Source organism: Acinetobacter thutiue (genome assembly GCF_030385805.1).
In the GTDB taxonomy this organism is placed as follows: Bacteria; Pseudomonadota; Gammaproteobacteria; order Pseudomonadales; family Moraxellaceae; genus Acinetobacter; species Acinetobacter corruptisaponis.
This window is the reverse complement of the sequence record NZ_JAUDZE010000009.1, coordinates 1-20,589: the sequence shown is the minus strand read 5'-3', so window position 1 is coordinate 20,589 and position 20,589 is coordinate 1. Positions and strand designations below refer to the sequence as shown.

The window sequence follows — 20,589 nt, the reverse complement described above, 5'->3', positions numbered from 1 at the left end:
GCGTCAATTAATTTAATAATGATCGTTATGAAAATAATTGTGACCCTTATGACAAATGCATCTGAGTCTTTAGCCGTTCCCTGTGATGACACGCAGAAAAAGAAGCGTGGCCGTCCCAAGTGCTTTAATGAGCAGCAGGCACTGGAAAAGGCCATGTTGTTGTTTTGGGAACATGGCTATGAAGCCACTTCAATGAGCGATCTCACCCAGGCGCTTGGGTTGACCGCACCGAGCCTGTACAGCAGCTTTGGGGATAAGGCAGGACTGTTCCATAAATGTATTGATTATTATCTGGCCCATGAAGCCTGTCCCATCGAAACCATCTTTGCAGAGGCCAAAACAGCGAAAGTTGCCTTTGAGCTTTATCTGTATGACAACGTCAAGCGTTTGGCCCAGCCCAATAAACCTGCGGGTTGTATGCTGGTTGTGGCGACCATGAACTGTTCCGACAATGCACAGGAGGTACAGCAAAACATTCTGGAAAAGCGCCTGAAAACCAAACAAAAACTATTGCAACGACTTCAGCAGGGCGTTGCTGATGGTGACTTGCCAACCACAGCGCCTATACAAGAAATAGCGGATTTCTATGCCACTGTGGTGCAGGGCCTCACCCTACAGGCACGGGATGGAGCAACAGCAGGGCAACTGCATAAGGTGGTGGAACATGCCATGCGTGTCTGGGAACTGTTTTAAAACAGGCATGTCTTAACCGCGATATAAATGTCTGAAATGCGATATTTCAATTATTTTGGACATCTTTCACAATAGGGACATTGCTGAGATATTGTGAGAATGATGATGGGTCAGTTAACAAAATATCAGAAATGGGCATTTGTATTGCCACTGATTGCCGTATTGATTTGGTCACTGAACATTGCGGTGACTCGCTATGTTGCGGACTATATTTCCCCAGTGAGCATTAGCTTTTACCGCTGGTTGGTCGCCTTTATTATTCTAACGCCGTTTATGTTGCCAAAGGTGTGGCAGCAGCGTGGGCTGATTCGTCAGTCGTTGGGTAAGCTGGCAATTTTCAGTGCCTTTGGCATGGTGCTGTATCAGGGTCTTGCCTATACCGCAGCGCATTACACCACGGCCACCAACATGGGAATCGTGAATGCCTTTGTGCCGATTTTCACCATCTTTATTGCCTACTTTATTTTAAAGGATAAGCCAAATCTGTTTGCCATCCTGGGCAGCGTATTGTCCTTTGCTGGCCTGATTTACATTATCAGCCAGGGACACTTGTCCAGCCTGCTGCAACAGGGTGGACACTGGGGTGATGCCCTGATGGTGGTTGCGGTGACATTCTATGCCTTTTATGGGGTGTTCCTGAAAAAGTGGCAACTACAGATTCCTCTTATGAGCAGCCTCTATGTCCAGATTGCCTTTGCACTACTTTACCATCTGCCGTTTGTGCTCTGGTTTGGTCTGGACAGTATCAATGCCAGTAACGTCAGCAGTGTCCTGTATGCAGGTATCTTTCCATCGTTGATCGCACCATTGTTGTGGATGTTGGCAGTACAGGCGATTGGCCCAAACCGTACCAGTATTTTTATGAACCTGATGCCTGTGTTTACCGCGATTATTGCCAGCCTCTGGTTGTCTGAACAATGGACGATCTACCATAGCATTGGTGGTGTGATGATTCTGGTGGGTATTGTGATGGCACAGAAGAAAACCGTAAAAGCACCAGCCAGAATGGTTGAATCAGCCAATTAAGGTCAAATAAGCGGTGTGTTTGTTGAAAATAAAAACAAACACACCAAAAAATTTATCTAATGATCATTCTTTCTATATGATTTACAAATATATTTTAAAGTGTGACTAAATTTGTCATCTAAAAAAAGCTGAATAAAAATAGAAATATAATTTTATTAAAATAATGAAAGTGACAAAAATGGTACGCTTTTCACATTTTTTGTTAGATAAATAATATATTTGTATAAGTTGAACAATTGTTCCATAATACCGCCCACAGCAAGCTGATTCGTTATGAGAATGAAGAAGTTGCTTACCGAATTTGTGAACCCTCTGGATGTGATTATCCACATCCTTTTTATGCTCAGTTATCCCTATATAACTGAGCTTTTTTTTGTCTGCTCTTCACCGAATTACATGATTAATGTACTAAGCGCGAATCACTTCGCCTGTGAGTGCATTTAAGATTCGGCTCGGTTGCTGGCTCAGTCCCAGATCACCCTTTAAATAATGCAGTGATGAGGCAAAGTAATCCTGTGCCTGTTGCAGGCTATGTGCAGGTGTTAAACCCGCAGGATTGGCACTGGTTGAAACAATAAAGCCACCAAAGCTGTTGCACAGCCCAACACACAGGGGATGGGTGGTCACACGTACCGCGACGAGGGGGTGTTGTCCCTTAATCCAGTCTGGAATGTGCTGATCGGCAGGGAGCAGCCAGGTGGTGGCACGCTCTGTCGGCAAACGGTCGGACCAGCTTGCAATGACTTGCTGGCGAATGTCGGATGTTAAGCTTTGTAGCAAGTGTTCAACCTGATCAAGGTGCCCAGCCAGTAAAATCACCCCTTTTTCCACTGGACGATGTTTCAGTTCCAGAATGTGCTGAAATGCCTGTTCATTGAATGGATCACAGCCCAATCCCCAGACCGCTTCAGTGGGATAGGCGAGCACTTCGCCTTGTTTTAAGAATTGTGCCGCTTCGGAAATGGAGGATGTGATCATGTGAAAACTAAAAAATTAAAAGGCTGGATGGCGCTAGTTTAATGCATTGGGCGGCAACGTAAATAGCGTCCACCTTGCTGAATACATAAACCAAGCAATTCCAGTTCCATTAACTGGGCGGTGAGATCAGCAATTGATGCTGAATAGCGTTGCGCAAGTTGGTCGAGGTCTTGTCCAACCCAGTCCAGTATCTGGTAGAGTTCGATCAGGTGCGTAGGCAGGCTGGGTGGTGGAGGTGCTGTTTCTTTGGGTTCTTCAACACGTTGTTGCTGGGCTTGCCATTGGGTTGGTAAAGCCAGGTCTTCAATGATCTGTTCAGGATGGTCAACCAGGGTTGCGCCCTCCCGAATCAGTTGATGGCAACCTTGATGATGCTCGCTGTAAATATGTCCAGGAATGGCGAAGACCATTTTGCCCTGATTTGCCGCTGCATTTGCCGTGGTGATGGAACCACTTTTTAATGCCGCCTCCACCACCAACACGCCAAGGCTCAAGCCGCTGACAATACGGTTACGCCGTGGAAAAAACGCGGCTAAAGGCAGGGTGGCAGGCAAGAATTCAGTCACAATTGCGCCCGATTGACGAATTTCTTCGGCTAATTGTTTATGCTGGGCAGGATAAATGGTATCCAGCCCTGTGCCCATCACCGCAATGGTTCGCTGATGCGCCAGTCCACCACGATGTGCTGCCTCATCAATACCATGTGCCAGACCACTGCTGATATAAAAGCCTTTTTCACTTAAATAATAGCCAAAGTCATAGGCCATTTGCCGTCCATGGGGGCTAGGCTTGCGGCTACCGACTACAGCGATTTGAGGTTGCAGCAGTGCTGATGCCTGTCCCTGCCCAAATAAAATTGGTGGGTGGTCTGAATAGGGCAATAGTTGGGTGGGATAGCCAATATCGTCAGGCGTTAAGATGAAGTCACTGTGTTTTTGAATGAGTTGAACGATCTGTGCAAACTGCTGCTGTCCCTGTGCAGTCTGGAATTCCTGCAAACGTTTTAAATGACTGGCATGTAGGCCAAGTTGCTGCCATTCTGCAAAGCGGTTGGGTTGAGTTGCCTGTTCACAACTACCAAAGTGGCGCAGAATTTTTGGAAAACTGGAGAGGGAATGTTGAACCAAATACCACACCAACACAGTGGCGTAGTGCTGAGGTGATAATTGATCCAACATGGGTCTTTAGGACTTAGTCGTCAAGACGAGGTGGCTTGATGTTTGAACCAATCTTGATTGGTAGCTCACTTTCCAGCACATAGGCATAGCTGATACGGTCAAAGCTCTTAAAGATCATGACGCTGCCCACATATTGTCCAGGAAGTTTAACGGTTTCCTTGGTTTTAGGGTCACGAACGGTTTCACCATCCTGATAGGTGCTGAAAACCTGTCCGATTTCAATACCATCAGCCGTACCACGGTCTACGGTCACCACACCGTTTTTCGCAGCAGTTCCAATAGAACCCATGACACGAATGATCTTGCCGCCGTCTTTGACCTGACCTGCATCGGTTGGATAGAACAGGGTAGGCAGCATGGCATCCTGTTCAGCCATGACGCGGTCGCCACGACGGACTTCACCATTGTAGCTGTCGGTCAGTTCAACCGTGGTGATGTCATTTTCGTTGCGAATGGCGACACCCGAAGCCACCTGGGTCAACTCAACGCCAAGCACCTGTTTCTTGCCTTTCTCATCCAGCACCACGTATGGTTCGCCCTCACGGAACACGCCATAGCGTTGGCCATTTTCAAGACCCTGACCACGGACATAAACGCTCTGGCCCTTGCCTGCAAGAACACGGTTGTCTGCTGTACCCAGAATATACGGGGTGTTGGCAATCGCATCGGCTGGAAGTACCGAGGTGCGTTCCAGCCATTGCTGGATATGGGCCAATGGAATGACAGGAACGCTGTTGTTCAACGCCTCAATGCGCACCTGTGGGCGCAAGGTTGATGCGGTGTTGCCTGTATAGCGGCGGATAATGCCGTCACAGCCATCACCCTCATCCTTACCAATTAAAGGTTTACCGTTCAGGCTACAGAGTAGCAGTTTGTCACCTGGATAAATCCAGTGTGGGTTTTTAACGTGCTTGTTGCTTGCCCAGATTTCAGGCCAGCGCCACGGCTTGCTTAAAAACTTGCCTGAAATGTCCCAAAGCGTATCGCCTTTTTTCACCACATAGACATGCGGTGCGCCTGCTTTCACGGACGGTGGGCTGACATTCGGGCTTGCTGCATGGGTCAGGTTGATGCTCATGCCCAATCCAGCACAAATTGCAGCGGCAATCAGTTGTTTTTTTAACCCCAAGGCATGAAATGATTGTATGCCGTTTAAAACCTTTTTCATTATCATAATTCCTAAAAATTATCTGTGTAGTTGCGCTATAATAACGACTTTACACACAATTTTTTGATCAAGCATTCCCTTCAGTTGGTTTTTTGATCAATGGCATAAGTGAGGAACAGTATGGCCTTATTACCTATTTTAAGTTTTCCTGATCCCCGTCTTCGTACCATTGCCAAGCCAGTCGAAGAAGTCACTGATGAGATTCGTCAGCTTGCAGCGGATATGTTCGAAACCATGTACGAGGCACCAGGTATAGGCTTGGCGGCGACTCAGGTTGACCAACATATCCAGCTTATTGTCATGGACCTCTCTGAAGAGAAAAACCAACCGTTGGTGTTCATTAACCCAAAAGTCACTCCACTGACTGTAGATACACAGCCTTATGAAGAAGGCTGTCTCTCCGTGCCTCAAATATACGATAAAGTTGAGCGTCCGTCACGCGTAAAAATCGAGGCAATTAACCTTGAAGGTCAAGCGTTTGAGCTGGAAGCTGACGGACTTCTCGCTGTTTGTATCCAACATGAAATGGATCACTTAAATGGCAAGCTTTTTGTTGACTATTTATCGCCATTAAAGCGACAGCGTGCACGTGAAAAAGTGGAAAAGGTGGTGCGCCAGCGCGAAAAAGAGAAAGTTGCAGTCAAACGTTAGGCTGTAACGATCATTTGAACATGCCATCCCTGTTTCGTTGTGGAATGTTGCTTGCATTTACCGCGGTCTGTTTACAGATTGCGGTTTTCCTGCAACCCCTGCTGCCGAAGCAATACCAGATCGCACCCGTCTGTGAGACCATCACCCAGGCATTGTTGCTGCCTAAAAGCCAGATGGCCGAAAGTCCAGCGCATCATGTCCATCACCACACACATCAGCTTGTACAGGCCGATGGCTCGGCACCACAGCATGACCACCACGATCCAAACCATCAATGCCAGTACTGTACCGTCTATGCCAATCTGGTATTGCCGCCTGAATTTGGCGTAAAAGAGGTGCTGGTCCGTGTCCAAATCCGTTTAGTTGCTTATCAACAAGCCTTTAAGCATGTTTATTTTGCACTGCAACGGTTGTTCCTCTTGCCACAAGGGCGGGCTCCGCCAATCTTTGCATAAATTAAAACTTTATTTTCGTTAGGGTTTTTTAGAACTCTGACGCTGTTTTATCTATGTTTTAAGAGAGACCGATGATGGCTCAACCTAAATTTTTATTACAACCGCTGACGGTTGCGGTCCTGGCTGCTTCAAATACGATAATGGCGTGGGCAGAACCTGTTCAGCATGAGGCGCATGTTTCACTTGCACCCATTGTGGTTACTGCACAACAGCCCAATCAAGGCAATGGCTTGGTGATTCAGGCCGATCCCAAGCAACCGATCCAGCCGATTCCCGCAACGGATGGGGCCGATTATCTACAAAGTATCATGGGCTTTAATGCCGTTAAAAATGGTGGAACCAATGGGGATGTCACCTTTCGGGGCATGTTTGGTTCACGCATTAAAATTCTCACTGATGGCACAGAGAACCTGGGTGCATGTCCAGCGCGTATGGATGCACCCACTTCTTATATTCAGCCTGAAAGCTTTGACAAAATTACAGTGATTAAAGGGCCTCAGACCGTTCAATATGCCAATACAGGTTCGGCTGCAACCGTTGTTTTTGAGCGCGAGCCTGAAAAGTTAACCCAGCAAAAGCCCTATCGTGGACAAGCGAGTGTCGTTGTTGGGTCTTATGGGCGGCTTGATCACAATGTCGAGGTGGCAGCGGGTGATGAAAGCAAATATGCCCGTTTAAATGCCAACCGTTCTGTGGCGGATGATTATCAGGATGGGGATGGTCAGTCGGTTCACTCAAACTGGAAACGTTGGAATGCTGACCTTGCACTGGGCTGGAAACCAACCGACGACTCATGGCTGGAACTTCGTGCTGGCAAAGGCGATGGTGAAGCCGCCTATGCAGGCCGCAGCATGGATGGTTCACAGTTCAAGCGTGAAAGTCTGGGGCTACATGCCGAACAGAACAACCTGACCGAGGTGGTTAAAAAGCTTGAGGCACAGATTGACTATAGTTATAACGACCACATCATGGATAATTTCCGTTTGCGTGCCGCACCCATGACGACAATGAATATGCATGGTATGCAGATGACTGTACCCAACAAAATGGAGATGGAGGTTGCCCGCCGTACCTTAAACTCACGTCTGGCGGTAACCACGGACTGGGACAGGTTCAGTGTGGTGTCTGGCGTGGATAGCCAGCGCAATACGCATGGCGGCAACATGATCATGTATGCAATGCCAAGTATGAACTCGCCATTTGCCAATGACCTCAAGTTCCAGTCTTATGGTGCTTTTAGTGAATGGACGTACAACATTGATCCTGATCAGAAATGGGTTGCGGGTGCGCGTGTGGATCAGGTCAAGATTGACAGTTTAAAAAATGGCAAGAGTCGCAATAATAGCAACCCAAGTGGTTTTATCCGTATCGAAAAAACCTTGCCTGAACATGGCCTCAAAACTTATGCGGGCCTAGGTTATGTGGAACGTAGCCCAGATTTCTGGGAACTGTATAGCACCTCAACAGATCGTGGTGTTGGCTCAACCGACATGATGGGAGTGACCACCTACCGCATGCTCGATAATCTCGACAACCTGAACAATGAACGTACCGCGCAGTTGGATGTTGGTTTTCAGGCAGAGCGTGGCGCATGGAATACTTGGGCTTCGGCTTACGTAGGTTTAATCAAGGACTTTATTTTGCTGCAATACAATGGGGCAAATGAACGCTATCCTTTGGCGCGGAATGTGGATGCAACGATTGCAGGGGCTGAGACAGGTATTGGCTATCAATTTAGCGATCATATTCAGGTTGATCTGTCAGGCATGTATGCATGGGGCAAAAATACCTCTGATGGCCGTCCACTTCCCCAGATTGCGCCTTTGGAGGCACGTGTAAATCTGCACTATGTCGAGGAGAAATATAGTCTAGGTTTATTGTGGCGTGCGGTTGCCAAACAGGATCGCATTAGCCTGAACGAGGGCAATGTGGTCGGTTATGACATGAATGAAAGCAAGGCATTCAACACCTTGGCCCTGAATGGGACTTATAAGCTGACGGATGCTGTTGATGTTTCGGTTGGTGTGGATAATGTGCTGAATCAAACCTACACCGAACATTTAAACAAGGCAGGCGCCTCCATGTTTGGTTATGCGGCCAGTGAACAGTTCAACAATATTGGACGCAACTACTGGATGCGGATGAGCATGAAGTTCTAAATCATCTTGAGAAACAAGGTGGGAATTCCACCTTGTTTTATCCGACCTTAAGCCAAACAGTCCTGTTTTGGCATTAAGCTGTCGCAGTACAAAGGATTGAGTGCGCATTGCAGATCATCAATCTGTTCCTGGGTGACATAGCCCTTGGCCTTGAGATATTCAGCCACACGGTCATCACGTAAACTCAGGAACGCCGCATCATATACACCCAGATCAACGAATAGCGCGGCTGTTTCCAGACTGTTGAAGTGGTCTAGAAACACTTCATTTTCATGCATCAGAAAAATATGCGGCAGTGTTGCACTTGAGTCCACCTTTAAACGCTGCGCCAATTGTTCAGGACGGGTTTTAATAAACAGCAGGTCGGAAAGTTCATCAAACTGGGTTTTATCCAGTTGGCTGCCGCCCGTTTTTACATGACCCAGCCAAGCCTTGAACACCAGTACCGCACCGCCACGTAACAGCATGCTCCACATTTGATGGCGTGTTTCATGGTCCAGATGTGCTGACTCAGTTTCAAGGATGTTCAGGAACTTTTCTTCCTGCTGCGCCAGTTTTTCGAACAACCCCAAACCCTGCGGATGGTAGGCGGCGGGTGCGAACACATCAAAGTTCAGTTCATGGAAAACATTCAACGCAAGTGGAACAGCAGCTTGGTAAATCGTATTCAGTGCGCGTAAATTGGTATCGTTAAGTTTGCTTTGCGCAAAGACGTTTTGCCAGTCTAGTTCTGGTAATAAGGCGTTGGCACTGTATTGGCGGTAAAATTGTTGTGAGGTATGCTCAGAGGTGGGGTGGCTACTATTCATGATCAATGTCCTTTGTGATAGTTTTGCTAGAAACCTAAACGCATGAAAAACGGCTTCTATCAAGTTGATCAATTTTTGCGTGTTTGTGGATGCAAGTAGAATACGACTAAAGTTGTAGATGGGTTTTTTATGGTAAAAATCATAAATAAAAACAATGGATTGCTTAATTGTAAGTAAGTGTACAAACGTTCACTAATGTAAGTGAACGTTTTTGCCATAGTCAAAAATCATTTGAGCACTTTGGTCAATTTATTATTCAGAAAATCCTGTGGTTTTGATGGTTTTTGCCTATGACGCAAAATATTTTGCTATTTAGCCCATCGGCATGATTTTTAAGCCTGATAACCATGCGCGCAGTCCAGCAGGTTTCAGTGGTTTTCTCAGCAAAACAATATTCTGTTGCTTTAGGCACTGGGGAAGTTCTGGATCGGAATCCGCAGTAATCAGGGCAACAGGAATATGGGCTGGACGATATTTTTCAATGAAATCCAGTCCGCGCTGCTCATTGTTGAGATGCTGGTCAATCAGCCAGACCTGAATGTCTTCCTGTTCAATCAGCCTGAGGGCCTCCGCAGGTTCAGTCGCGGTAAAAATCTGGTAGCCCCACTTGCTCAACAAGGTACGCATGCCTTGCAGAATGGTTTCATCATTGTCCAGACACAGCACTTTATAGGCTGTGTGTTGCAGCGCGGTCAACTGTGGAGTAGGGGCTTGTTGCTGTGGCGCGTCAGCCAATGGCACTTCAATGATAAAACAGGAACCTTTGCCCAGCTCTGAATAGACATGAACGGGGAAATCCAGCAGGCTGGTCATACGTTGCACGATTGCAAGTCCTAATCCCAGACCTTGCTCACCCCAAGGCGAGGTATGACCACAACGCTCAAATTCCTGAAATAGCTTTACGCGTTGCTGTTCATTAATCCCAGGGCCTGTATCCCAAACCCCGATCCGAATATGCTTTGCACGTTGTGCCGAACGCAGCACGCCCACCACCACACGACCCTGTGCAGTATAGCGCAGGGCATTGCTGACAAAGTTCTGGATAATGCGGCGCATCCATTGCGGGTCGGTATCTACCCAGAACCTGGTGTCGTGGACAGACAACTGAATATTGCGCTGTGCGGCAATCGACTTAAACTGTAGTTCGAGGTCATTTAACAGGTCATGCAGTGAATAGGCCTGACGTTTTGGCTGAATGGTTCCGCCCTCCAGACGTGCGATGTCCAGTAGGGCAGACAGCATGCTTTCCGCGCCATACAGGGCACGGTCCAGTTGCTGCAAGGTTTGTATGTCCTCAGTTTTTTCGACGCTCTGCTCCAGTGCAGTGCTGAACAGGCGTGCGGCATGCATGGGCTGTAGCAGGTCGTGGCTTGCTGCGGCAAGGAAACGGCTTTTCGACTGGTTGGCCTTGTCGGCCTGTTCCAGTGCCAATTTCTGTTCGGTCAGGGCATTGGCAAGCTGCTGGGTACGGTCATTGACCCGTTCTTCCAGCACCGCCTCATTTTCACGGAACGCGGTAATATCGGCAAAGGTGGTGACAAAGCCGCCGCCTTCAATTGGGTTGCCGCGCATCTGGATCACCAGACCATCCTTGCGAATCCGCTCAAATTCATGCGCACTGCCGACTTTCATCCAGTGAATCCGTTTATTTACATGCTCTTCAACCGAACCTGGTCCACATTCACCCTGTTCGGCGTTATAACGGATTAAATCAGCAATGGGGCATCCCACATAAACCAGATCTTTTGGATAATCAAACAGTTTCAGGTACTGGTTGTTCCACGCCACCAGACACATATTTTTATCCACCACACTGACCCCCTGAGTCATATGGTCAATCATGGTCATCAACAGGTTTTGGTTAAAGCGCTGCCACTGGGAGGCCTGGTCCAGAATATTCGCCACCTGTCCTAAAGCCAGGCCGTTATTGATCATGGCAGTCGTGAGTAAGGTACGGGCAGAGGCCGCGCCAATAATTCCCGCCAGATATTGTTCGGTAAAACGCCACCACATGCCATTGGCCACATGGTTTTCATTGAGGATGACATGGTTCTGCTCACAGAACTGCTGGAATGCCTGTGTGGTTGGGCGGTCCCCCGTAATCCGTTTTGCCAGCGCCAGCAAGTCACCCACTTTAAGACGGGCTGCATTCTGGTGTAGGTCAGTCAGGTCGGTATTGGACTGGGCGGATGGCAGGGGCTTGCTTTCATAGTAAAAAAAGCTTTCAGCCTGAATCTGTTCAGCAACACTGGGACGATACAGGCGTGAGACCCAGATATATGAAACCACATTCAATCCCAAAGACCACAGCACACCGTGGGTCAGGGGCGCAAAGGACTCAAAGCCGAGCAGGGCTTCTGGACGCAAGCCATTGATGTCAAACGGACCAAACATCAACAAATGCTGGGCAAAAGCCTGATAATACTCAGGCAGGCTGCGCAACACCGTTGGGAAAAGCAAGGTGTAGCTCCACATGGCAAAACCGATCAACAGGCCTGCATATACGCCCTGACGGCTTGCGCCACGCCAGTAAAGACCACCAATCAGGGCTGGTGAGAACTGTGCAACGGCACTAAACGCCAGTAGACCAAAAACCGAGAGCTGGTTAATGTCATTAAAGAAATGGAAGAATAAAAAACCCAATGACATCACACTGACAATACTGAAGCGCCGTGTCAGTTTCAGCACTCGGGGAAGTTGCTGGTCTTGTCGGGAAATAATCTTAAAGCGCCATAGTGCGGGCATGATCAGGTCATTGCTGAGCATGATCGAGAGGGCAACGGATGCCACCAGCAGCATACCTGTGGAGGCGGAGAAACCGCCCAGAAATGCCAGCAGGGTCAACCAGTCCTGTTGGTAGCTGAGCGGCAGGGCCAATACCGCAACATCAGGTGTACCCAGCGATTCAGGCAGCGAGTGTAGCGCCCAACTGGCAATCGGAATAATCGCAATGATGGTCAGGATTAAGTAGGCTGCAAACCAGCGCCGTGCGCCACGAATATGCTTTTCATCCCGTAACTCGACCACCGCCACATGGAACTGGCGTGGCAGGCAAATCATTGCCAGTGCAGCGAGCAGGGTTTGAATCCAGAATGTTTCAGGTACACCAAGCTGCTGGAGGTCATGAAAATGCTGGCTGACATCACTGCTGACCTGTCTGATATTTTCAGGCGACTGCAATAAAAAGAAACCCGCGACGCAGAGCAATGCAAACAGCTTGACGAAAGATTCAAACGCCACCGCCAGCATCAGGCCACCATGCTGTTCGGTATGGGCAATATGACGTGTACCAAAGATCATCGCCAAAATCGCAAGTACGCCTGTCAGCACCAGCACACTGTTGGTGGTGGTATGGATATGGGCATTTTGCTCAAGAATCACCGATGCACTCAGCGCAATGGCACGGAGTTGCAGGGCAAGGTAGGGCACAATGGCAATCACGGCAAGGATGGTGACCAGCGCAGCCAGACTGCCACTTTTTCCGTAGCGGGCCGCGACAAAGTCGGCAATCGAGGAAATGGCGTGGTGCTGGCGAATACGGCCCAGCCGTCTCCAGATGTCATAACCGAACCAGATAAACAACAGCGGACCCAGATAGATCGGCAGGAAAATCACCCCCTCACGGACGGCTGCGCCTGTGGCACCGTAGAAAGTCCATGATGAGCAGTACACACCCAGGGTCAGGCTGAACAGCAACATGCGGCCGCGCAGGCTAAGGCGGCTGGCGTGTTTCTCTCCGAAAAACGCGCAGCCGAATAGCACCACAATATACAGGGCAAGTACCCCAATAATCAGCCAACTGTTCATATTGCTCACGTGATCAAGTCCCATTTTTTATCATACCGCGAAGCGCGGAACGTGCGTTAAAACAAGATTACATTTAGAGACCAAAGTCTAAGTTACGAGTCAAGTGGAATCTTGCTAATTTGAATAATGAAAAATCCCATTCGAAAAAGGGGTCCACGGTTGGACACAAAAATAAGGAGTTGGTTATGGATGATTCACAGGTAGATCGAATTCTACATAATCCAAAGTTTCAAGAGATGGTCAGCAAAAAACGCACACTGAGTTGGACATTAACAGCAATCATGCTGTTTATCTACGTTGGTTTTATGCTTTTGGTTGGCTATAACAAAGAATTTTTGGCAAGTTCATTTAGCGGCGGTATCACCACGTGGGGGATGCCCCTCGGTTTAGGCATTATTGTGCTGTCATTTGTGTTGTGTGGTGTGTATTCCTACATTGCCAACAACAAGCTTGACCAGCTGAATGAAGAGGCCCTCAAGGAAGTTGAGGCGATTGCACATGAAAAAGGAATGCACTGAGATGAATGGAACATCAATCAAGGCGGCAGTGTTTGCGTTTGCAAGCCTATGTTGCTCAAGTCTCGCATTTGCCAGTCCAGATTTGGGTGCGGCAGAACAGCAGGCCACCAACTGGCATGCAATCATCATGTTTACGATCTTTGTTGGCTTCACCTTGTTTATTACCAAGTGGGCGGCAAAGCAGACCACCAGTACTGCGGATTTCTATACGGCAGGCGGTGGGATCAGTGGTTTCCAGAATGGTCTGGCGATTGCGGGTGACTATATGTCAGCGGCATCGTTCCTCGGTATTTCCGCAATGGTGTTTAGCTCAGGTTTTGATGGCCTGCTCTATTCACTGGGTTTCATGGTGGGCTGGCCAATCGTATTGTTCCTTGTGGCTGAACGTCTACGCAACCTCGGAAAATTCAACCTGTCTGATGTGGTGTCGTTCCGTCTTGAAGAAAAGCCAGTTCGTACCCTGGCGGCATTCAGTTCACTGGTTGTGGTGGCATTCTATCTCATCGCACAGATGGTGGGTGCGGGTCAGTTGATCAAGCTGCTTTTCGGCCTGAACTACAATATTGCTGTGGTGATTGTGGGTCTGTTGATGATGGCCTATGTGATCTTCGGTGGCATGCTGGCAACCACATGGGTACAGATCATCAAGGCGGTGATGTTGCTCAGTGGTGCGACATTCATGGCATTCATGGTGATGAAAGCGGTTGGCTTTAGCTTCACCAATATGTTTAATCAGGCGATTGGTGTATATAGTCAGGCACACAGCATGAGCTGGGATGAAGCCGCAAAAATCATGGGGCCAGGCAAGCTTGCCGCAAACCCGATTGATGCACTGTCACTTGGTCTTGCCTTGATGTTTGGTACAGCGGGCTTGCCGCATATCCTAATGCGTTTCTTCACCGTGAAAGATGCAAAGGAAGCACGTAAGTCAGTTGTGGTTGCGACAGGCTTCATTGGTTACTTCTATCTTTTAACATTCATTATCGGTTTCGGTGCAATCCTGTTTGTTTCAAACAACCCTCAATTCCTTGATCTTGCCAAAGCGGCTGTGACAGGTAAACTGGAGTTGGTTGGTGGTAACAACATGGCTGCGGTACATTTAAGTGATGCTGTCGGTGGTGACCTGTTCATGGGCTTCATCTCAGCGGTGGCATTCGCAACTATCCTTGCGGTGGTGGCTGGTTTGACCCTGTCAGGCGCGTCAGCAATTTCACATGACCTCTATGCCAACGTATTCAAGAAAGGCCAAACCACCCCGCAGTCTGAATTGCGTATGTCAAAAATCGCAACTTTGGGCTTGGCGATCTTTGCCATGATCTTGGGTATTCTGTTCGAGAAACAAAACGTGGCGTTCATGGTCGGCTTGGCGTTCTCAGTGGCGTGCTGTGCAAACTTCCCAGTGCTGGTGTTGTCTATGTTCTGGAAAGGCTTGACGACACGTGGTGCCGTGATTGGTGGTGTGGTTGGCTTGGTGGGTGCGGTGAGCCTGATCATTCTGTCTAAGGCGGTGTGGGTGGATACACTGGCGATTTCTGAAACTGCGCCAAACCCATTCAATGGTCCAGCATTATTCGCAATGCCACTTTCATTCTTCTGCTGCTGGTTGTTCTCAGTCACTGACAAGTCAGCACGTGCAGAGAAAGAACGTAAGGCGTTTGATGCACAGTTTGTTCGCTCAATGACAGGGATCGGTGCTTCTGGCGCGTCAGATCACTAATTACCTCTGATCAAAAAAAGCCCTCATCAATTGAGGGCTTTTTTATGGTTTATTGATGCATGCTTGCCAGTTGCTGTGATTGATTGCGATACAGCGACAGGCCAATTTTCTGTAAATGCCGTCCATTCTGCTCGAGGAAGTAATTTAACTTTGGAATATGTTTGGCGCCTGTATACAGTGCTAAATTCCGACCAATCAGATAATAGGCAAACCATGAGGCCGATTGCGGTGCCAAGCCCAGCTTCTGCATTTTTTTACGTCCAATAAAGAACTGGGTAATTTCCAGATGCTGCTTGTAGGCCAGTTTTTGCTGGAAAGAGCGCAGATAGCGATATTTTCGTTCAAAAGGTTCTTTAGATAGACTAGAGCCCAGTGAAACACTGGTGGCATCGGATTTGGGATGTGCAAACTGCATCCAGTAAAGCATTTTCCAGCCGTCAGCTTCTTTATCCACCAGCCATTTTTCTTCAATGCCCATCAACCAGCCTGCGTATTTCCAGAAATGTAGAAAGCTGTCAACTTCCTGCCTGCTTGGAAAAATCCCCAAAGCCCGAATACCCAGCAATACCACACCACTAAAGGCAATATTGGTCATGGCCTGATCATATTGGTTGATGGGCAGTCCCCAGGTTTCAGCATCCCATTTTTCTGATTTTTGCAGTTGATGTCGTACCAGCGAATGAATAAAACGCACAAAAATCGTTGAGGTAAAGCCCTTGCTAAAACGTTCAAACCCATCTTGCTCGGTGATATCGACCCACCATTTGGTGGTTTCGGCCAAACGGGTGCCCGCCTGTTTCTTTAATGCGCCTGTCAATACCAAAGGCTGGTTAAAGCCTGGATACAGATAACCTGTCATGAGGGAAACATCTCTCAGGATAAGGCCATTATTCACACCCAGACGGTAGGTAAATTTCAGGGCTTCATCAATCTTGCCTTGATCGTACCAAATGGGTTTTTGTTCAATGAGCTGAAAAAACTCAGTGAGTTCAGGAATCTCATGCGGCAGCTTGTCCAAACCCTCATACAGCGCCGTTTCAAAATACTTACGGTGCTGCTTTGGGTTTTGCAATACCCAGTGCAACACCTGATCCATCGGCTCATCACCACTTTGCAGGGCGGTATTCAGTGCCAGATAGTCCCCATAACTCGGTTGGACTTCCTGTTGGGTCATATAACTTAAAATCCTGGTTTTGATATTCGACTGAATCATGTCTTCAAAAGAAGCCAGACGTTTAGGTTTAACGATGCTTTGCATTGCATAAAGCCCCTGATTGTTATTTAATCAAAGCTTAATATGAATAAATGTTCGTATTCAATTCGCATTTTCCTTGAGGCTGAGCATGAGAAAAAGACCACAGCAGCAACGTGCCAAAATGATCGTGGAAAGCATTTTGCAGGGTACACAAAAATGCATTTCTGAGTATGGCGTGTTGCATGTCACCACACCTAAAATCTCTGAAAAATCAGGGGTAAGTGTTGGCTCGATTTACCAGTATTTTGAAAACAAGGAACAGATTGTGGCGGAACTGCTGCTACGTAAAAGTGAGGATCTGGGGCAGGCATTGAAACAGTTGGTGATGCTGCAACAGCAAACCAGTATTCAGGACGTCATCACATTAAGCATTGCCTTTGGCTTTGAATCTTTGAAGTCTGATCAGGGCTTTTTTATTGAAATCTTAAAGAACTGGCATGCCTACAGTGACTCGGATGCGGCACAGGTGCTGGAAAGACATTTTCTGGAAATTGGGATGTACCTGTTTGGGCGTTACTATCCACACTGGGACTTTGAAACACTCAAGCATAAGTCATTCGTGATCATTAACAGCACCCTGTTTACCATGATGCGTTACGTCAGCAAAAATAATTTCCTGATTCAGGAGCAGCGCCTGCAACAAGAACTGTCCAAAATGATTGTTTCCTTTCTGGATGCAGTATGATGCTATAAACATAATGAAAACCATAACAAGACTTGGGAAAACCACATGCAAACCTTGAGGGAATTTTGGAAAACGTTTCGTTTACTCCCATCCGCATGGCTGTTACTGGTGCAACTGGCCCTGTTGATTTTATATATGCTGACATCGGGTGACACTGAATACCGTGCCTTGACCTGGTCATTGGGTGTATTGGCGCTACTGATTATTGCCAAGGTAATTCGCCAAACGCCTGTATTTACCTTTTGGGGACTGGTTTTTGTCAGTGGTGCTTTCCTATTTTCCATCCTGATTTTTATTGGCTATGGCACACCAGCCATTCAGGTCACGGCCTATAGCTTTGAGGCGCTTGCCTATTTTTATGCCGCCTATGGACTGCTGCGTTATATGTTTGCTGACCGTTATCTCACCAAGGATGAGCTATTTGCTGCGGGTGCGGTCTTTACCCTAATCGCTTGGGGCTTTGCCTTTTTATATGCTATTTGCCAGCTTGTCCTGCCCTATAGCTTTCAAAATCCCAATCAGGTACAGCCATTGCAAAGCTGGCTGGATTTGCTGTTTCTCAGTTTCAGCCTGCAATCCGCCACAGGATTGTCTGATCTTATGCCACTCAGCCCAGCCGCACGGGTACTGGCGATGCTGCAAATGTTTGGTGGGGTGATGTACCTTGCGGTGGTGGTTTCACGCCTGATCGCACTGCAATATATTGCCCATTTACCCAAGTAGTTTACTCATAAGGAATAGCCCTGTTACAGCATTACAACTGCGTTATTTTTCACGTTTCCTATAATAAATGTCGAGTTTTGCATGTACTGAACTCGCTTTTATTCACCTTGTGAATGTCTTGTTTGACCCATTAGGGTCTGTCCATGATCATTAAAATAACGTGGGGTAACCATGCCTTCCAAACCATCTTCGCAGTTTGCGAATGTCAATCCAAACGTGTTTTTAAGCACGGTGATTATCATTGCGATTTTTTTGGCAATTGTCATTATCGCACCCAGTTCGTTTGAATTTCTCACCCAGCAGCTAAAGCAGTGGATCACCGATTCCTTTAGCTGGTTTTATGTCCTGTCCGTTGCGGTGTTCCTGATCCTGCTGATTTATATTGCCTGTTCGGCCAGCGGAAAAATCAAGCTGGGACCCGATCACAGCCAGCCTGAATACAGCAATGGTTCCTGGTTCGCCATGCTGTTTACCGCAGGCATGGGCATCGGCCTAATGTTCTTTGGTGTCGCTGAACCCGTGATGCATTATGTCAGCCCACCCAGTGGTGACCCTGAAACCGTTGCATCGGCCCAGCAGGCTTTGCGCATCACCTTTTTCCACTGGGGACTGCATGCCTGGGCGATTTACGCGGTTGTTGGACTGTCCCTGGCCTATTTTGCCTATCGCCATAATCTGCCCTTAAAAACCCGTTCCGCCCTGTATCCGATTATCGGTAAGAAAATTTATGGGCCTTTGGGCGATAGCATTGATATTTTTGCCACCATCGGTACGGTTTTTGGTGTCGCAACCTCTTTAGGTTTTGGGGTGACCCAGATCAACTCGGGTTTACACTACCTGTTTGGCATCGAACAGAGCAGCAATGTTCAGGTTATCCTGATTATTTTTGTCAGTGCCTTGGCTTCCTTATCTGTATTCCTTGGACTGGATAAAGGGGTAAAGCGTCTCTCTGAACTAAACCTGATTTTGGCACTGGTACTTTTAGCCTTTGTCTTTATTGCTGGCCCAAGTATCTATTTACTCCAGACTACCATTCAAAACATGGGTTCGTATATATCCAACCTGTTTGGCATGACATTTAACCTGTATGCCTACCAACCGAATGGCTGGATTGGTGGCTGGACAATCATGTACTGGGCATGGTGGATTTCATGGTCGCCATTTGTGGGGATGTTTATTGCCCGTGTTTCACGAGGGCGAACCATCCGCGAATTCATTATTGGTGTGCTGTTAATCCCAACGGGTTTTACCATTATCTGGATGGGCTTTCTAGGCAATGCTGCACTGTTCAGTATTTTGCAAGAACACAATACCACCCTGATTCAGGCGGTACAAAACGATTCATCAGTGGCCTTGTTTGAATTTCTAAACCATTTGCCTTTCTCAACCGTGATGAGCCTGCTTGCAACCGTATTGGTGATGCTATTCTTCGTGACCTCAGCAGATTCAGGGGCTTTGGTCACCGATTATCTGACTGCAAAAACGGAGAATTCACCCACATGGCAAAGACTGTTCTGGACTGTGCTAATGGCAGTGCTGGCGATTATCCTGTTGCTGGTCGGTGGTCTATCAGCCCTGCAATCCTCCATTATCATGAGCGCCTTACCGTTTACTTTTGTGATGTTGCTGATGAGTTGGGGTCTGTTAAAAGCCCTGAAGCTTGATGTGACCAAGATGAACGCCATTCAGGAAGCGCGGATTACCCCACGGGCGATTCATAATCCACGAAGTTGGCAGCAGCGTTTGGGCCTGATCATGCACTATCCACATACCGAGGCTGAAGTGCAGCAGTATATCAATACACAGGTGCGTCAGGCATTTGAAAGTATCCAGCGTGAATTTAAACGCCGTCATTTAGAGGTTGATATTCGGGAGATTGAACAGGGCCTGCAACTGCATGTTGACCATCACCATGAAATTAACTTCACCTATAAAGTGGTCTCACATGAAACTGTGCCACCAAGTTTTATGTTGGGGCGGGCGGATGGGGATGCGGCCAGCTACTTTCAGGCGGAAGTGCTTTTACGGGAAGGCGGTCAAAACTATGATGTGATGGACTGGACTCAGGAGGACTTGATTCAGGACATTATTGACCAATATGAACGTCATCTTTATTTCCTGAATATTGTCAGAACGACAACCTCTTCATAGATGGTTGTCATTTAACCAGTTGGAACAACGGTTTTGATTGATTCAAAGCCGTTGTTTTCGTCTAAGCGTTTAAATTTAAATCGAAGAAATTACAGGAAACAGCTTTTATAAAAAGATAAATAACAAGGAATTGATAAATAAAAGACCTATTTCACAAGATTTTTAGCTGATAATTAAAGCAATATTAATAAAAAGTCATTGAATAACAGTGTATTGAATTAATGTTTAGATCAACTAAATTGCTTTTAAAGATAATGAATAAATTTTAAATTATATAAATCAGTAGATTAGGTGGCTTAAAGTTTAAAAAGAAGACAACCGATTGACTAAGATTTTAAAAACGCTTGCATCGTATTTGAAATGCTGTAGAATGCCCACTCATCGGCGGTGATGTGGATAAAAACTTGTTGATAAACAAGGATTTGATTAAGGTGGTCTGGGTTCTAGGCTGGGTTGGTCAGGTTTGTTTAGATTAAGATAAGTTTTAAGAAATCCAAATTATCAGTTGACTTTAAAGAGATTTAGGGTAACATAGCCGACCTAGCTTGATGATGACGAATCATCGAGAAGATCATTAAGAGAATAGAAGAACAACTTGTGTGGATTTTTACTGGTT

The 20,589-nt window shown here is 47.2% G+C and carries 16 protein-coding genes; 10 read left to right on the top strand and 6 right to left on the bottom strand.

Going from position 1 to position 20,589, the window contains the following annotated elements:
• Positions 1 to 39: 39 nt before the first annotated feature.
• Positions 40 to 693 carry a TetR/AcrR family transcriptional regulator gene (locus tag QTA56_RS14885; protein WP_411956109.1) on the top strand — a complete coding sequence of 218 codons (654 nt, stop codon included), beginning with the start codon at positions 40 to 42 and terminating at the stop codon, positions 691 to 693.
• A 105-nt stretch (positions 694 to 798) separates the two neighbouring features.
• Entirely contained in the window at positions 799 to 1,719 is a 921-nt protein-coding gene (locus QTA56_RS14880) for a DMT family transporter (RefSeq protein ID WP_267981780.1), read from the top strand.
• 408 nt (positions 1,720 to 2,127) lie between these two features.
• On the opposite strand, the gene tsaC is transcribed toward QTA56_RS14880, so the two are convergent.
• The 3 genes from tsaC to QTA56_RS14865 are packed head-to-tail and all read right to left on the bottom strand — an operon-like array spanning position 2,128 to position 5,043.
• Positions 2,128 to 2,697: an L-threonylcarbamoyladenylate synthase type 1 TsaC gene (gene tsaC / locus QTA56_RS14875; protein ID WP_267981779.1), complete on the bottom strand. Its 570-nt coding sequence runs from the start codon at positions 2,695 to 2,697 to the stop codon at positions 2,128 to 2,130.
• Between the two features lie 38 nt (positions 2,698 to 2,735).
• The gene (dprA, locus tag QTA56_RS14870; RefSeq protein WP_267981778.1) at positions 2,736 to 3,875 is read right to left on the bottom strand and encodes a DNA-processing protein DprA; all 1,140 of its coding nucleotides are present in this window, start codon (positions 3,873 to 3,875) and stop codon (positions 2,736 to 2,738) included.
• 13 nt (positions 3,876 to 3,888) lie between these two features.
• Positions 3,889 to 5,043, bottom strand: coding sequence for a LysM peptidoglycan-binding domain-containing protein (locus QTA56_RS14865; RefSeq protein ID WP_267981777.1), 1,155 nt, complete (start codon positions 5,041 to 5,043; stop codon positions 3,889 to 3,891).
• A gap of 120 nt (positions 5,044 to 5,163) precedes the next feature.
• Here QTA56_RS14865 and def point away from each other — a divergent pair, with 120 nt between their 5' ends.
• The 3 genes from def (at position 5,164) to QTA56_RS14850 (ending at position 8,308) form a co-directional block, all read left to right on the top strand.
• Positions 5,164 to 5,694: a peptide deformylase gene (def, locus tag QTA56_RS14860; RefSeq protein WP_267981776.1), complete on the top strand. Its 531-nt coding sequence runs from the start codon at positions 5,164 to 5,166 to the stop codon at positions 5,692 to 5,694.
• A gap of 20 nt (positions 5,695 to 5,714) precedes the next feature.
• On the top strand, positions 5,715 to 6,149 hold the full coding sequence (locus QTA56_RS14855) for a DUF2946 family protein (RefSeq protein ID WP_267981775.1): 435 nt from the start codon (positions 5,715 to 5,717) through the stop codon (positions 6,147 to 6,149).
• Positions 6,150 to 6,223: 74 nt separating this feature from the next.
• Positions 6,224 to 8,308 (top strand): TonB-dependent copper receptor, encoded by a 2,085-nt coding sequence (locus tag QTA56_RS14850; protein WP_267981901.1) that lies wholly within the window; start codon positions 6,224 to 6,226, stop codon positions 8,306 to 8,308.
• Positions 8,309 to 8,355: 47 nt separating this feature from the next.
• Here QTA56_RS14850 and QTA56_RS14845 read toward each other — a convergent pair whose 3' ends face one another.
• Both QTA56_RS14845 and QTA56_RS14840 read right to left on the bottom strand, forming a co-directional pair.
• On the bottom strand, positions 8,356 to 9,117 hold the full coding sequence (locus tag QTA56_RS14845) for a hypothetical protein (RefSeq protein WP_267981774.1): 762 nt from the start codon (positions 9,115 to 9,117) through the stop codon (positions 8,356 to 8,358).
• Between the two features lie 312 nt (positions 9,118 to 9,429).
• Complete coding sequence (locus tag QTA56_RS14840) at positions 9,430 to 12,924, bottom strand: hybrid sensor histidine kinase/response regulator (protein ID WP_267981900.1); 3,495 nt, start codon at positions 12,922 to 12,924, stop codon at positions 9,430 to 9,432.
• A 185-nt stretch (positions 12,925 to 13,109) separates the two neighbouring features.
• Between QTA56_RS14840 and QTA56_RS14835 the strand changes: the two genes are divergently transcribed.
• Entirely contained in the window at positions 13,110 to 13,442 is a 333-nt protein-coding gene (locus QTA56_RS14835; RefSeq protein ID WP_267981773.1) for a DUF485 domain-containing protein, read from the top strand.
• Position 13,443: 1 nt separating this feature from the next.
• Positions 13,444 to 15,159 carry a cation acetate symporter gene (locus QTA56_RS14830; RefSeq protein WP_267981899.1) on the top strand — a complete coding sequence of 572 codons (1,716 nt, stop codon included), beginning with the start codon at positions 13,444 to 13,446 and terminating at the stop codon, positions 15,157 to 15,159.
• A gap of 49 nt (positions 15,160 to 15,208) precedes the next feature.
• Here QTA56_RS14830 and QTA56_RS14825 read toward each other — a convergent pair whose 3' ends face one another.
• Positions 15,209 to 16,417, bottom strand: coding sequence for an oxygenase MpaB family protein (locus QTA56_RS14825; protein WP_267981772.1), 1,209 nt, complete (start codon positions 16,415 to 16,417; stop codon positions 15,209 to 15,211).
• An 85-nt stretch (positions 16,418 to 16,502) separates the two neighbouring features.
• Here QTA56_RS14825 and QTA56_RS14820 point away from each other — a divergent pair, with 85 nt between their 5' ends.
• From QTA56_RS14820 to QTA56_RS14810, 3 genes are all read left to right on the top strand, one after another.
• Positions 16,503 to 17,099: a TetR/AcrR family transcriptional regulator gene (locus tag QTA56_RS14820; protein WP_267981771.1), complete on the top strand. Its 597-nt coding sequence runs from the start codon at positions 16,503 to 16,505 to the stop codon at positions 17,097 to 17,099.
• A 45-nt stretch (positions 17,100 to 17,144) separates the two neighbouring features.
• Positions 17,145 to 17,822, top strand: a complete 678-nt coding sequence (locus QTA56_RS14815; RefSeq protein WP_267981770.1) for an ion channel — start codon at positions 17,145 to 17,147, stop codon at positions 17,820 to 17,822.
• Positions 17,823 to 17,993: 171 nt separating this feature from the next.
• Positions 17,994 to 19,973, top strand: coding sequence for a glycine betaine transporter (locus tag QTA56_RS14810; protein ID WP_267981769.1), 1,980 nt, complete (start codon positions 17,994 to 17,996; stop codon positions 19,971 to 19,973).
• Positions 19,974 to 20,589: the final 616 nt, after the last annotated feature.